This is a genomic window from Lentzea sp. NPDC037011, from assembly GCF_055607425.1.
On the sequence record NZ_JBVJRT010000006.1, the window covers coordinates 259,926 to 272,843 of the forward strand.

Sequence of the window (12,918 nt, forward strand, 5' to 3'; positions counted from 1 at the left end):
GTGACAGTGGCGGTAGCGTGGCCGGCTTTCCGGCAGGATGGACGGGTGGCCACCCGCGACCTTGACCGTAAGCTCCTTTGGGGGCGTTCGGGCGGCCGGTGTGCGATGTGCGGCACAACGCTGATCGCGGAGCGGACACCGCTCGACCACGAGGCGATCCTCGGCGAGCAGGCGCACATCGCGGGGAAGGAACCGACCAGTGCCCGGCACGGCGAGTGCGATCCGGACGTGGTCGACCACTACGAGAACCTGATCCTCCTGTGCGGAGACGACCACACGAAGATCGACAAACAACCGCTTCACTACACGCGAGAGCTGATCCTGCGCATCAAGCAGGACCACGAGCGGCGGGTCGAGCGCGCCCTCGAACGGCAGGCGTCGACCGGACCAGGCCGGTTCGAGGCGAGCGACCTGTCCGCCGCAGTGCCAGCCAACCTGGTGGGGCACCGCCTGCGCGGCCGGGACGACCTGCTGGCCGAGTTGGTCTGCCTGGTGGGCACGACCGGCGGATCAGTGGTGCTGCGAGGAACCGGCGGGTGCGGCAAGAGCGCGCTGGCCCGCGCGACCACAGAACAGGTGCGTGACCATCGCACCGTCTGGTGGGTGGACGGCTCCACGCGCGCAACTCTGGTGGCGGGTTTGTTCGAGGTTGCCGTGCAGGCGGGTGCGAACCGCGCCGAGGCCCGCGAGGTGTGGAGCCGTGGCGAGTCCGCGCAGGACTTCCTCTGGCATACCCTGGGCTCCCGGCCTACGCCATGGCTGCTGGTGGTCGACAACGCGGACGATCCGTCCCTGCTCGAAGGATGGATCCGCGAGCCGCCGGGCGGGAACACACTGCTGGTGACCACTCGCGACCACCGGCCGCCGCGCTGGTCGCCGAACGCTGTCCTACACCAGCTCCTCCCAATCACCTCGGCTGACGGCGCCGCCGTCCTCACCGACCTCGCCCCCGAGGCAGGCAGCGCGTCCGACGCCGAGGTCCTGGCCGACCGGCTCGGTGGCCTTCCGCTGGCGCTCATGCTCGTTGGCCGCTACCTGGCGCGCACGAGCGCCGGGCCGGCGTTGCCGGAATCGCGGCACGCCAGGACTTTCGCCGGCTACGCCGCCGCGCTCGACGCGGAGTTCGCCGTCACGATCTCGGCCCTCGGCCGCCGGGTGCCGAGCGATGAGGTGCTGGCCCGCACCTGGGAGAAGTCTCTGGACCTGCTGGACTCCCAGGGCGTGACCGCGGCCCGGCCGGTGTTCCGTCTGCTGTCGTTCTTCGCGTCAGCGCCTGTTCCTACCGCAGTCCTCAAGCCGAGCGTCCTGAGGATCGCTCCCTCACTCTTCGGCGAACTCGACTCCGACGGCCTCGAAGACGCGGTCGACGGCCTGCTCTCGTGCGGACTCCTCGACCACCAGCACTCGGCGATGCCATCCGCACGAACGGACACGCTCAGCCTGCACCCGCTCCTGGCGCAGATCAGCAAAATCCAACCGGACGTCACAACCAGCATCCGGATCTACCGAAGCCTTCGCCTTTCGCTCCTGTGCAGGACTGCGGACGAACACGACCCACGAGATCACGCAAACCGGGCGACCTGGCAACTGCTCCTGCCCCACTGCACGTTCACCTCGGACGACACGGCGCACACCGCGGGTGACGGCGACCTCGTCCAGGCACGCCTGGCCTACTGCGCGGCGGAGTACACCAGAACCGCCGGACTCTGGACGGCCGCCGAGGAGTTTTACGACCTCTCACTCGACTTCCTGCTGAAGCAGCTGCCGGACACACATGAGGACGTGCTCATCACGCGCCACAACCGCGCACTGCTCAAGCTGGACCGCGGGCACTACGGCGAGGCTGAGTCGCAGTTCCGACGCATCACCGACGAAGCCGTCGAAACACTGGGCGAAGACCATCCCCGTGTTCTCGCACACAAGCACGAACTGGCCCGTCTGCTTCGGGCACGGGGAGATCTCGAAGGCGCACGACGAGAGTTCGCGAGCATCGTGCCGATGATGACCACGGTGCTCGGATCCGAACACGAGCACACGCTGGCGGCTCGCCACGAACAGGCGCGCACCCGGTTCGACCTCGGCGATCTCGACTTCGCGGAACGCGAGTTCACCGAGGTGCTGGAAGCGGTGAGCAGAACCGCCGGACCACAGTCGCCTATCGCGCTCACCTCCCGGCACGAACTCGCGGGCCTGGCGCTGCGCCGAGGCCATCGCGAGCGGGCGCGTGCCCTGTTCGAAGACCTGCTCGCGATCGAGACCGAACTCCAGGGACCCGATCACCCCAACACCCTGGTCACCAGGGCCGAACTGGCAGGTCTGGCGCTGGAGCACGGCGACGCCGTGGCCGCGGCGGCCGAACTCAGGGCCGTCGTGTCCGCGTGGCACCAGATCGACGAGAACCACCACGACGCGCTCATAGCACGAAGCCTGCTGGTCCACGTGCTCATGGCGGAGGGCGATCTCGCGGCCGCGGTGGCCGAGCGACGTGCGATCGCGGTGGCACAAGGCGCACCCCCACGCTCCGAGGCGGACGACCGGCACGAGCTCGCGGACACCCTGTTCGCCGCGGGCCACTACCCCGAAGCGGAGGCCGAGCTGCGTGCGGCCGCAGCCGCACAAGAGCGGATGTTCGGCGCCAGGCACCCGGACGCCCTGGTCACCCAGGCCAAGGCCGCGACCTGCCTGGTGCTGCAGGGTGACGTGACCAGGGCGCTGACTGAGCTGACTGATCTGCTACCGCACCTGGAGAACGTGCACGGACCAGGCTCCGAGTACGCGCTGATGGCCCGGCTGAACCTCGCGCACGTCCATCAGCTGCTGGGCGACTCGGCTGCAGCGATGTTCGAACTTCGCCTCGTCCTACGCCTCAGCAAGCACGGGTCCGACAAGTCGACGGAGATCACCGCTCTCGCGCGGGCGATGCTGCGGACCTGGAAGAGCGAGACCGCCGGGGAGTGACCCGTCACCACGACTATTGCTCCACATAGAACACTAGACGTACGAAGTGCTCGTCGCCGACGCCCTGGTGCCTGACGGCGCTGAGGACCGCGCCGCTACTGCGGGCCAAGAGTGGCGCGAGTGCCGCTAGCTCACATAGGCCACACTTGCCTCAGCGGAACAACTCGCGTGCCCACAACTCGCGTACTCCTCACACTTTTTGCGCAGCGGATTGGAATTTCCGTCTACTGCAACACGAACCTGTGGGGTGTCAAAGCTAGGCTTGACGGTCTGACCTGCGCGTCAGGCGGCCGCGGGTTCGTACTTGTTGATCAAGCCGCCGAGTGCTCGCCGACGACGAACGGACCTACAGCCTGACCATTCCCTAGACGTCCGACAGATCCATCGAATACGTGGCGTTCAAGTCGCTCGCCTCCGCGATGTCCGCCCTGCTGACCAGGAACCACCCGCGCAAGCAACCGTCCGCCGCCGCCGCCGTGAACCAGGCACTCGCCGAGATCACCGCCAATCGCCACGAGCGGACGTGGACCGCCGTCCCCAGCACCCGCGAGCCCTGACCGCTCAACCGAGCAGCTTCACGAGCTTCGCCGGCGCCAGCACGCGGTAGCTCTCAGTCAGCAACTCCCGCACCTCGTCCCAGTCCACGTCCGGCAGCACCTTCAGCCCGACCACGTCCTTGCCCCACGCCGCCCGGAAGAACGGCTCCCCGGCTCCGGCCAGGGCGTCGAACTCCTCGGGCTGGGCGCGGAACGTCATGATCACTGTTGGTTCGGTGAGTTCGGCGGCCCGGCTGTATACCCCGGTCTCACCGGGATGCGCCGTGAAGACGTGCACGAAGCTGCGGTTGCGGATGCTCCACCGGATGCCCACCCACGCCGCTTGCTCGGTGGCCTCCGGCAGCGCGGCGCAGATGGCCCGCACCTCGTCCAGGACCCGGTCCGGCACGTCCGCACGATCGTTCACGGCGCACAACGCTACGCGCCCGCTCCCCCATCCACGGGCATGATCGCCCCGTTTCACCATCGATGCCCTGTCGCTGAGCAGCCAGGCCGCCACCTCGCCCACCTCGCGCGGTTCGGCCATCCTGCCGAGCGGGCTTGAGGCGTTGTAGTGCGCGATGACGCCGGGGGGTCGCGGCCCCCACTGACCGATCATCGCCATCGCGGTGCCGCCGGGGGGTGATGCCGTTGCCCCTGATGCCCTCCTTCGCCACGTAGCGGCGGCGCTCTCGGTGAGGCTGTTGACGTCGCGCTTCGTGGCGCCGTAGGCGGGCAGGACCGGGGTTGACGCGGCAGCTGCCGATGCTCGACGTGTTCATAGTTATGTCTCCGCCTCCCCGTCGCTTGAGGGGCCGCCTGTACGGACGATTCCGACCCCAGGTGCAAGGCCCGAGCAGCTGACGTCAGCGTGGCGCTGCGTCCTTCACCGCCCGAGGCGGTGAGCTTTTCGCCTTATGACTACGGGTGGACACTCCGGCCCACGGTTGTGCGAGTCGATCTATTACCCGCACGGCCCGCATGCCTAATCCGCGCCGGTAACCGGCGCGCCTCTCAATGCGCCATCCGGGAAGCCACCACTCGCTGGGGCGGCATGGTCGAACCGATCGTGCCGGTCGTTGGCTCCAAGTCGTCGAGGACGCCGGACCCGAAGAACTCATCGAGGTCGGCCGACAACCGAGCTCAACGGAGTGCTCTGCGATCATCGAGACCATGACGAGCGTTCCGCCGCCTCCGGGTCTGCCCGGACACCACTACCGCACCACAATGGACATCGACGGTTCGGCACCGATCACCTTTGACATGACGGTGCCGGGCTCGATGAGCGAGATCAACATGGCGACGCTGCGGGTCTCCAGGTACGGAGGCCCCACCGCCGAGGATCAGGAGTTCCGGCGGCAGCTGTACCACCTGGTCGGCGCGGTCACCGTCGCAGGCGGGCACGTCGAGACCTCGATGAAACGGCTGCTCCTGCTGCTGCGACGCGACGACAGCAAGTTCTCTCTGGTCGACAAGACCTGGAGCGACCTCCACAAAGGACTGGTCTCTGAGTGCACGGGTGCTGACAAGCGTCGTGACGAACTCAAGCGCATCCTCGACTGGGCAGAGGAGAACCGGATCAAGGAGCGGCGTGACAACGTCATTCACGCGTACTGGTGGAACTATGCGGGCTGCGGAGTGCTCAGATCCAGGTTCTACCGGCGAGACGATGGCGCTCAGCTCATCGGGTCCCTGAAGGACCTCGAGGAAGACGCGAACCTGCTCTTCCTCTACGCCCTGAAGCTCGACGGGCTGCTGGGCGAGAGCTGGGCACGAGCCACCCTGCCTGGACCTACCGGATTCCCGGAAACTCTGGATCAGTAGCCCGCCACTGGCGTTGAGGCGTGGCGGATCACACCCAGATCTGAGGTGCTTCCCGCATGGCGACCGCAGGTCCATGCCCACACGCAGCGGGAGCACCACACCGGACACCTTTGTCCGGCTTGCCGCAAGCGACCAATGCGGCGTCACACGCCCCGTTGAAGGTTCGTCTGCGCGCGTCAGGCCTCGTGACCAAGTCCGGCGCGCCGGACTTGGTCACGCCCCGGATCGGGCGGTGCCACGTGGCACCGAAGTCACCTCCCGAACACCTCGCCGAATCTGTATCGCCGGACGACTCCGGCGAGCCGCCTCTGACCGTTCCGAACCGCAAGCCTCAGTTCCACAAGTCAACCGGATGGCATCAGGTCATTCGTGAAGCCTGGGTTCACACCGCCGGCTCGCGTGTTCGCGACCCGTTCCGTGAACTCGGGTGCGCGGAGGTTGAAGCTGATCACCTCGGCGCAGGCCTCACCGGTGTTCAGCTCTCGGACGAGCTGCGCCAGCACGAGGGCCGCAGTCGCGGTACCGACGAACGAGGCGCCGACCGCTCGGCCTGCGATCGCGACGACACCGCATCGCGCCTCGGCTTCGGTCTGGCCGGAACGGACGCCGTCGGCCACCAGCTCGTCGTACGCAGGCGCCGCCACAGTTCGCGGAGCTGCCGGAGGAGGGAACGCCTGGTCGGTCGTCTGCCCGGACGGGAACGACTGGACGAGCACGTCGTAGTAGGTGTCCGCGGTGTCGCCGATGCCCGCGTCGACGTAGCGCCCGAACCCCGCGGACGCGGCCCACTGACGCGCCGCGCGGTTGTCGAGCCCGCCGAGGGCCCAGCTCGGGTCGGCGCCCTGGGGACGCGTGTCCTCGTCGAAGGCTCGCTCGATCAGCCGGGTGGTGAAGCCAGCAGCCTCCAAGCGGCCCCCGACCACCCTCGTTTTCAAGGTGCCGATGTCGGCGGGCTCGCTGAGCAGCCCGGTGCTGATGTTCGCTTCGACCACGGAGTCGGTGTCCTGCAAGAACAACACGACCTCCGCCGGGTTCGCGTACGGGAGCATGCCGAGGCTCCACCCGTACGCCTGGCCGAGGTGCCCGAGGCCGATCAGCCACAGCCTCGTCGGCAGGATCTCGCACGTCTCGCCGACGGCCTCCGGGTTCTGCCACGGCACGCCCGGTTCCCACAACGAGATGCCCAGCGCGCGGCGCCCCGCCCTGCTGTCGCCCCTGGCGTGCTGGAAGAGCTCGCACACCGCCAGGGATGCGGCGGCCACGCCGGAGAGCGGGAACTCCCGCGACTCGGCCAGCCGTGGGCCACCGGTGGGCACCAGTCCGGCCGCCCATCCCTCCCAGGTGAGGGTCACGTCGATCTCGTGACGCGGAGCCATGTCCGGCGGTGTGCCGATGCGCAACACGGGCACCGACGTGTCGAGAGCGGTCACCACACGACCGCCGAAGCGGCGTACCGCGTCGGTGAGGCCGAGCCCGTTGGCCCAGCCCGCCGACAGCACAGGGTCGGCATCCGTGACGACGTGAACTCCGCCCGGAAAGGCTCGTACGCCTGTCGCCACGGCGGTGAGCAGGGCCGCCTGGAGCGTCCGGGAGCCGGTGATCGCGGGACCGACGGCGATCTGAAGGCGGTAGCGCTCCACGAGTCGCCAAGCCTCCTCGACGTTCCGGGCGCGTCCCTCGTCCAGTTCCAGCTTCAGGGTCCGGTGCAGTGTGTCCGACGTCGGGATGGTCACGCCCACCATCCGATGTACAGGGCGGCTTTGGCGTCCTTGCCCGTGCTGCTCGACCACCCGTCGTCGCCCAGGTACCGGTGCACGCCGACCTCCTTCGCGTGGACGGGGTGGGAGGCGAGGTCGGGAACGATCAGTGCCACGTGTTCCCTCCTGGCGATCATCGGGTTGGCGGCGTCGGTGTGGCTCTGCCAGACGTCGCCGTTGAAGTGGGTGTGCACGTCACCGATCACGCGCAACCGCTCGCGGTCGCAGAGTTCCCACAACCTCGGGAAGCCCTCGAACCCGAAGGTGATGGCACCGGTCAAGGAGTTCGGGTCCAGGTCGTCGTAGAACACGACACGCCGGACCGTCCTCGGCGCTGAGTCGCGGTCGCCGAGGAGGAACGCGCCAGCCTCACGACGACCGCCCGCGCGCTCCCCCAGCCCCCGGATCAGCCGCCGCCACGTGCGGCGGCTGATCCGGAGACGTGCACTCCTCCCGAAGAGCCGCTCGCGGATCACGCTGCCCCCAGGTAGTCGTCGTCGTTGAGCATCGTGTGGACCTTTCCCAGGAAGAACGTGAGGTCGCGGTCTGGAGTCCACATGTCGCCTGGGTACCGGTTCGGCCAGTCGGCGTGCCCCGCCAGCGCGACCCTGTCGAAGGGTGCGTACAGCGCCCGGCCGGCCTCCCAGTCCATCCGGAACACCATCCCGACACCTTCGCCCCTGGGACGTCGACCTGCCGCGAGCTGGCCTCCCGTACTCAGGTCCCACGGCTCTGCCGTCGGCGCCTGCTGGGGGTAGCCGGTCAGGTCCATGCGCAGAGCGATCTCGTCCGGCCCACCCGGCCGAGGAGCCGCCGCGACCGCGACGACGAGGACGGGCCAGCCGAAGTCGACGACCCGCCAGCGCCCCGCCGCGACCGCCGCTTGGAATCGGGCGGAGTCCAGGTGAGCCAGCACGGCCCGTTCGTCAGGAGTCATCCCTGGTACCGGGCCTTCGGAGCCAGGTCGAAGCACAATCGCCCGTCCGACGCCAGCGAACCGACGTGGGCGTACCGGTCAGCCTCGGTCTCCGCACCGCACACCGCCAGCGTGTGCTTGGCCCGCTCGGTGGCCGGCAGGTCGAACCCGGACTCGCCCACCGCCCACCTGAACACCCGCTGCACGTGGACGTTCGGCCCGAAGCCCCTGGTCTTCGTCTCGCCTGCGTAGCGAACGCTGACCTCGATCTTCTTGCGCCGGGCCACGTGCACGCGGGCGCCGTCGGTCAGGCCTGCTGCGTCCAGCGTGGCGCTGCGGTCCAGCGACTCGTCGACGTCCTCCAGCCAGGCGGTGGCTTCCGCATCGCCATTCCCCAGGTCCGCCCGTCCGATGAGGTCTCCGACAGTGGACGCCCCGTCCAGCTCGATCGTCTCGGGGTTGGCGTGTTCCTCGCGGTGTACGAAGAGCCGCATGCTTGACTCCTTTCAACTGGCAGACGAGTTCACTCGACTGCCGGTATCCTTGACCCAGCAGGTCAAGGATAATCTCTTTACCTGAGAGGTTAGCCGATCTCGTGGAGCTGCGCATCCCCGATTCGGACTTGGCACGTTTGTGCTGCTCACGGGCAGCCATGGAGGTCAGGTGGGGCCAGGGCTGGACGGCGGTCGCGCGCCGCTTGTGCGAGATTCAGGCCAGTGCCGACGTCGCGGCGCTGACACACCTGCCGGGAGCCCACGTCCGAGCTATGACTCAGAGCGACTACGAGATCACTTTCAGCGAAGGCGTTATCGTTCGCCTTCGTGTTGATCTCGCCTGGCCCGACTCGGACGTCGTTCCCGCGCGCCGAGCATCGGTCGCCGAGTTGACCGCCGTGACCGCGCACGTGACGGAGGACGTACAGCGATGACCGACCAACCGGTGACGTTCGCACCCGACTATGCGTTCCCTCCCGGCGACACGCTGCGGAGCAAGCTGTCCGAACTGGGCATGGCGCAGACCGACCTGGCAGACCGGTTGGGCATGTCGGAGAAACACGTCTCGCACATGATGAAGGGGCATGCGCCGCTCACCTACGAGACCGCGGTGGCGCTCGAACGCATCACCGGCGTGCCGGCGAGCACGTGGAACGGCCTCGAGTCGCACTACCGCGATCACCTTCTCCGCGAGAAGTTGAGCACGGTCGGGCCGAACGAGGCCGAATGGCTCTCGCTCCTACCCCTGACCACCTTGCAGGAACGCGGCTACATCAGCGACGCGACCCCGAACGGACGCACCCTCGGTGAGACCCTGCGCTTCTTCGCCGTCGCCGACATCAAGGCCTGGAACAAGGTGTGGAGCCAGCCCATCGCCTCCTTCCGCCGATCCGGGGCGCACGCCGTGAACGCGGAGGCAACCGCCACCTGGCTGCGTATCGGTGAAATCAAGGCGCAGGAAATCGACTGCCAAGCTTTCGACGCATCCGCCGTGCGGAAGTTGCTACCCACGCTCCGCAAGCTAACTCGATCAAAGGACTTCATTCATCAGCTAGTGCAGCTGTGCGCGACGGCCGGGATCGCAGTTGTCCTCGAACCCGAGGTATCCGGAAGCCGCGTTCACGGAGCATCACGCTGGCTCACCCCCAGAAAAGCATTGATCCAGCTCACAGACCGCCAGAAGAAGGAAGACATTTTCTGGTTCTCCTTTTTCCACGAGATAGGCCACCTACTTCTGCACTCGAAGAAGGCCAGCTATATCCACGACGGCAGCGAAGACAGCTTCATCGAAGATGAAGCGAACGATTTCGCCCGAGACCTACTCATTCCACCCAAGTGGCTGGATCGTCTCATGGAAACGCGCACCCATGTCGAAATACAGCTACTTGCTGACGAGATCGGTGTCTCAGCAGGCATCATCGCCGGAAGGCTGGCACGCGACAATATCAGCGGATGGAACTGGGCAAAAGTGAGCAAGCTCAGAAAGTCCATGTGCATTAGCGAAAGCTGAGCCTGAAATCCAGGCGGATCTCCAACTAGCTGCGGACACCTCGGCGTCAGCAGACCACGGGAGCACCCCAGGCCGAGATGTACTTGCGCGGTCTAGCCTCAGCACGACACTGAGACTAGACCGCGCATTGAACCAATACGCCCGCCGCTGGCGATCTCGTGAAACCTAGGGCTGGTAGTAAATCCGGTAGCTGAGACGGGCAACTCCCGGTGAGGCAGCGGAGCAACAGTGAGACATGCTGAGCTCATTCATGCAGCTCGCAGCCACTATACTGAGACGAGTGCAACGACCTGACACTCGACAGGATCCGTTCACACCGAAGAGGTCACTGGTTCGATCCCAGTATCGCCCACAGTGTGTTTTACCTGGTCAGACGGCCTGTCGATGGATTCCATCGACAGGCCGTTTGCGTTGCGTAAGGCGGAACTGCCCTGCCAACCTCAGGTCTGCGGACTGCGAATCCGCAGGTCAGCGACTTGCCAGCCATCCAGCCCATGATCTGTTCGCCGCTACCGAAGAGGTCACTAGATTCGTTCTCAACATCATTCCCACTACTGAAGCCTCTGACCTGCGCAGATCGAGATCTCTCGGTGCTCGCCGCTCCTTGCTCGCGTGCCCCGGTAGTGAAATTGGTAGCAAACCCGTCGCGTTGCACGTCGCATCAGCCTCGTTGACTAGGCAGCTCAAGTAGACCAATCGCTGTCTTGCAGCGTCACGTTCAAGGTCCTGGATATACACGGAGTGGCCAGCTCCACCTGAGGCGAGCGCGCTCTTGAGGTCCGCACTGACCCGCACGGCATGGACGCGTATAAGTGCCACACAGTTCGATTGAGGTTGCGGAGAACGCGTCCGGACACGTGCGACACAACCATTAGCTCGGAGACCTCCGACTAGCGTCGCAACTCTCGAGCCGGGGCTGTGTGTGCCGAAAACTACATCCATGCAGGTTAAGCGGCATGACGATACTCGCGGATGACTCCGCCGAGACGATCCTGTCGGTCGATGTGAGGCGTTCGATGTGATCAGACTCGAGCAGCTGGGTCGGACCTGGAGGGGTGCCGCGCCAGCAAGTGATCGGTGGATTCGGTGCTCGTTGTAGTGTCGCTCGTATTCGCGCAGCGCGAGCCGCAGGTGGGCCTGATCCCAGATCAGCGTGCGCTCCAGCAGTTCGGCGTGAAGTGTCTTGGCCCAGCGTTCAATGACAGAGTTCATGCGGGGCATCCGTACACCGGTCGGCACCGCAGCGATCGCTTCGGAGGCAAGAAGCTCGTCAATCAACGCGGGCTATTTGGCGTCCCGGTCACGGATGAGGAATCTGACCCGCCCTAGATGTCCGGCGTCCTCCAGGTCCATGAGCAGGTTGCGGACGGCTTGGATAACCCAGGCATGGGTGGGGTGTTCGGTGGCGCCGAGTATGTGCACACGTCGGCTGGCATGGTGGATGGCGGCCAGAATGTAGTGACGCTGGCCAGTCAGCGTGATGGTCGCGATGAAGTCCATTGCCAGGATCGCCTCGGCCTGAGACCGCAGGAAATCGGCCCAGGTAACGGTTGTCCGGTTAAGGGCCGGATCGACGCCGGCCGGACAACAACACGACAGTTCCCCGACAAGCCGTGTCCCGCCACGACCTCGACCTTGGTGAAGCTAGGTTGGACGGCCTCTACAGGTTCAGCCCACCGAGCAGACGAGGTTCGCGAGTGGATTCAACGCCAGGCGTCACGATCGATCTCGCGGTCGTGGACCAGGAAAGCAAGAGGTTCGGCGCCGCACCGGGTCCGATCATGACCGGAGCGCTGCGGGTGCACAGCTGGCAGGCTCATCCGATCAGGCTTGCGCCAGAACAGTTCGACAGCGCCGAGGCGTACCTCATCAAGCTCAACCACGAGCTGGAAATCACGCCAGGCACACCGGAGATGAACTGGTTCGAGTTCGGCGTGGAGCTGAGCGACGGCTCCGTGGTGGATGCGATCCCCCACCACACAGAGCCCTCGCAGCCCTCACTGTCGTACGTGGTGAACGACCACCTCAACCTGGTTCCCGCCGCGAACGGGGTGACGCCCGCCGCGCACCTTCCTGCCGCAGGCGAGACGATCCACGCGTTTGGCGTCGGCAGTGGCAGTGTGCGGTGGCAGCACTGTGCAGCGCCGGACAGCGGAGTGCGGCCGGGATCACGGGTGGCGTGGTTGGTCGCCCTGGTCGAGCAGGGCATCACGCACCTGGATCTCACGGTGACCACCCGCTTCGACCAGAAGCCGGTGCCTGACTGGAACGTCATGCCCGCGCTCGTGCCGGCGGAGCTGCGGATCGAACTGCCCGCCCCGGCAGATCCGCGCCCCGCGGTGACCACCCACAGCGTCGGTGGCAGCGCCGCGGTGCTGCTTCCCTCCGGCCCACGGGTCTTCATCTCCTACGCGCACGACAACGATGCCCACAAGCGGTTGGTCAGGAGCTTCGCGAACCTCCTGATCAGGTGCGGGCTCGACGTCCGGCTCGACCAGTTCTCCGGCCCTGGGCGCAAGGACTGGTTCCTCTGGGCCACCAAGAACATCGACGACGCGGACTTCGTGATCGTGATCGCGTCACCCCAATGCCTCGCGGTCGGCGAGGGCAAGGCCGACCGGAACAAGAACCCCGGGATGCACTGCGAGCTCGGCATCGTTCGCGACCGCCTGCAGGGGAACCGGAAGCTCTGGGAGCAGAAGCTCCTGCCGGTCGTGCTACCCGGTGAGAGCCTGACCAACATCCCGGTCTTCCTACAGCCGCAGGCGATGGACCGCTACGAGATCGACGAGCTAACCGAGGAAGCGCTCGGCGACCTGCTGGCGACGATCCGGCACGGGATCGAGGACGACAGCAACTCGCCGGTCGTGCTCACCGCGACGAACACCGGTCGTGCCCTCGCCGACTCGTGATCCCCGGGGTG

General features: G+C 66.5%; 13 protein-coding genes and 1 pseudogene. 6 read left to right on the plus strand and 8 right to left on the minus strand.

Annotation, left to right across the window (positions count from 1 at the left end):
- The first annotated feature begins 45 nt into the window (after positions 1-45).
- On the plus strand, positions 46-2,958 hold the full coding sequence (locus ACZ7CH_RS20465) for a tetratricopeptide repeat protein (protein WP_470374591.1): 2,913 nt from the start codon (positions 46-48) through the stop codon (positions 2,956-2,958).
- Positions 2,959-3,350: 392 nt separating this feature from the next.
- A complete protein-coding gene (locus ACZ7CH_RS20470) occupies positions 3,351-3,515 on the plus strand; it encodes a hypothetical protein (protein WP_470374592.1) in 165 nt (54 codons plus the stop codon).
- A 4-nt stretch (positions 3,516-3,519) separates the two neighbouring features.
- Here the strand turns inward: ACZ7CH_RS20470 and ACZ7CH_RS20475 are convergent, their stop codons facing one another.
- Positions 3,520-3,921 carry an MmcQ/YjbR family DNA-binding protein gene (locus ACZ7CH_RS20475; RefSeq protein WP_470374593.1) on the minus strand — a complete coding sequence of 134 codons (402 nt, stop codon included), beginning with the start codon at positions 3,919-3,921 and terminating at the stop codon, positions 3,520-3,522.
- Positions 3,922-4,035: 114 nt separating this feature from the next.
- Positions 4,036-4,233, minus strand: a pseudogene (locus ACZ7CH_RS20480) (short-chain dehydrogenase); the annotation flags it as partial.
- A gap of 488 nt (positions 4,234-4,721) precedes the next feature.
- Here ACZ7CH_RS20480 and ACZ7CH_RS20485 point away from each other — a divergent pair.
- Positions 4,722-5,318, plus strand: a complete 597-nt coding sequence (locus ACZ7CH_RS20485) for a hypothetical protein (RefSeq protein ID WP_470374594.1) — start codon at positions 4,722-4,724, stop codon at positions 5,316-5,318.
- 344 nt (positions 5,319-5,662) lie between these two features.
- Here ACZ7CH_RS20485 and ACZ7CH_RS20490 read toward each other — a convergent pair whose 3' ends face one another.
- Genes ACZ7CH_RS20490 through ACZ7CH_RS20505 form a run of 4 tightly spaced genes read right to left on the minus strand, consistent with a single transcriptional unit; the run spans position 5,663 to position 8,485 of the window.
- Positions 5,663-7,051, minus strand: coding sequence for a hypothetical protein (locus tag ACZ7CH_RS20490; RefSeq protein ID WP_470374595.1), 1,389 nt, complete (start codon positions 7,049-7,051; stop codon positions 5,663-5,665).
- Positions 7,048-7,551 (minus strand): hypothetical protein, encoded by a 504-nt coding sequence (locus tag ACZ7CH_RS20495; protein ID WP_470374596.1) that lies wholly within the window; start codon positions 7,549-7,551, stop codon positions 7,048-7,050. Before ACZ7CH_RS20495 ends, ACZ7CH_RS20490 begins: the two co-directional genes overlap by 4 nt.
- Positions 7,548-8,012 (minus strand): DUF7665 family protein, encoded by a 465-nt coding sequence (locus tag ACZ7CH_RS20500; RefSeq protein ID WP_470374597.1) that lies wholly within the window; start codon positions 8,010-8,012, stop codon positions 7,548-7,550. The genes ACZ7CH_RS20495 and ACZ7CH_RS20500 overlap by 4 nt, the downstream gene beginning before the upstream one ends.
- A complete protein-coding gene (locus ACZ7CH_RS20505) occupies positions 8,009-8,485 on the minus strand; it encodes a hypothetical protein (protein WP_470374598.1) in 477 nt (158 codons plus the stop codon). The genes ACZ7CH_RS20500 and ACZ7CH_RS20505 overlap by 4 nt, the downstream gene beginning before the upstream one ends.
- A gap of 101 nt (positions 8,486-8,586) precedes the next feature.
- Here ACZ7CH_RS20505 and ACZ7CH_RS20510 point away from each other — a divergent pair, with 101 nt between their 5' ends.
- Both ACZ7CH_RS20510 and ACZ7CH_RS20515 read left to right on the plus strand, forming a co-directional pair.
- Entirely contained in the window at positions 8,587-8,919 is a 333-nt protein-coding gene (locus ACZ7CH_RS20510) for a hypothetical protein (protein WP_470374599.1), read from the plus strand.
- Complete coding sequence (locus ACZ7CH_RS20515; RefSeq protein WP_470374600.1) at positions 8,916-9,995, plus strand: ImmA/IrrE family metallo-endopeptidase; 1,080 nt, start codon at positions 8,916-8,918, stop codon at positions 9,993-9,995. Before ACZ7CH_RS20510 ends, ACZ7CH_RS20515 begins: the two co-directional genes overlap by 4 nt.
- A gap of 468 nt (positions 9,996-10,463) precedes the next feature.
- On the opposite strand, the gene ACZ7CH_RS20520 is transcribed toward ACZ7CH_RS20515, so the two are convergent.
- Both ACZ7CH_RS20520 and ACZ7CH_RS20525 read right to left on the minus strand, forming a co-directional pair.
- Entirely contained in the window at positions 10,464-11,216 is a 753-nt protein-coding gene (locus tag ACZ7CH_RS20520; protein ID WP_470374730.1) for an integrase core domain-containing protein, read from the minus strand.
- Between the two features lie 63 nt (positions 11,217-11,279).
- Entirely contained in the window at positions 11,280-11,495 is a 216-nt protein-coding gene (locus ACZ7CH_RS20525; RefSeq protein ID WP_470374601.1) for an integrase, read from the minus strand.
- A gap of 113 nt (positions 11,496-11,608) precedes the next feature.
- Between ACZ7CH_RS20525 and ACZ7CH_RS20530 the strand changes: the two genes are divergently transcribed.
- Positions 11,609-12,907, plus strand: coding sequence for an SEFIR domain-containing protein (locus ACZ7CH_RS20530; RefSeq protein ID WP_470374602.1), 1,299 nt, complete (start codon positions 11,609-11,611; stop codon positions 12,905-12,907).
- Positions 12,908-12,918 lie beyond the last annotated feature (11 nt).

Excerpts from the sequence above, each read along its gene's own strand:
- ACZ7CH_RS20515 (WP_470374600.1), top strand. The coding sequence starts at position 8,916 with ATGACCGACCAACCGGTGACGTTCGCACCCGACTATGCGTTCCCTCCC.
- ACZ7CH_RS20485 (WP_470374594.1), top strand. The coding sequence starts at position 4,722 with ATGGACATCGACGGTTCGGCACCGATCACCTTTGACATGACGGTGCCG.
- ACZ7CH_RS20520 (WP_470374730.1), bottom strand. The coding sequence starts at position 11,216 with ATGCCCCGCATGAACTCTGTCATTGAACGCTGGGCCAAGACACTTCAC.
- ACZ7CH_RS20505 (WP_470374598.1), bottom strand. The coding sequence starts at position 8,485 with ATGCGGCTCTTCGTACACCGCGAGGAACACGCCAACCCCGAGACGATC.
- ACZ7CH_RS20500 (WP_470374597.1), bottom strand. The coding sequence starts at position 8,012 with ATGACTCCTGACGAACGGGCCGTGCTGGCTCACCTGGACTCCGCCCGA.
- ACZ7CH_RS20525 (WP_470374601.1), bottom strand. The coding sequence starts at position 11,495 with ATGGACTTCATCGCGACCATCACGCTGACTGGCCAGCGTCACTACATT.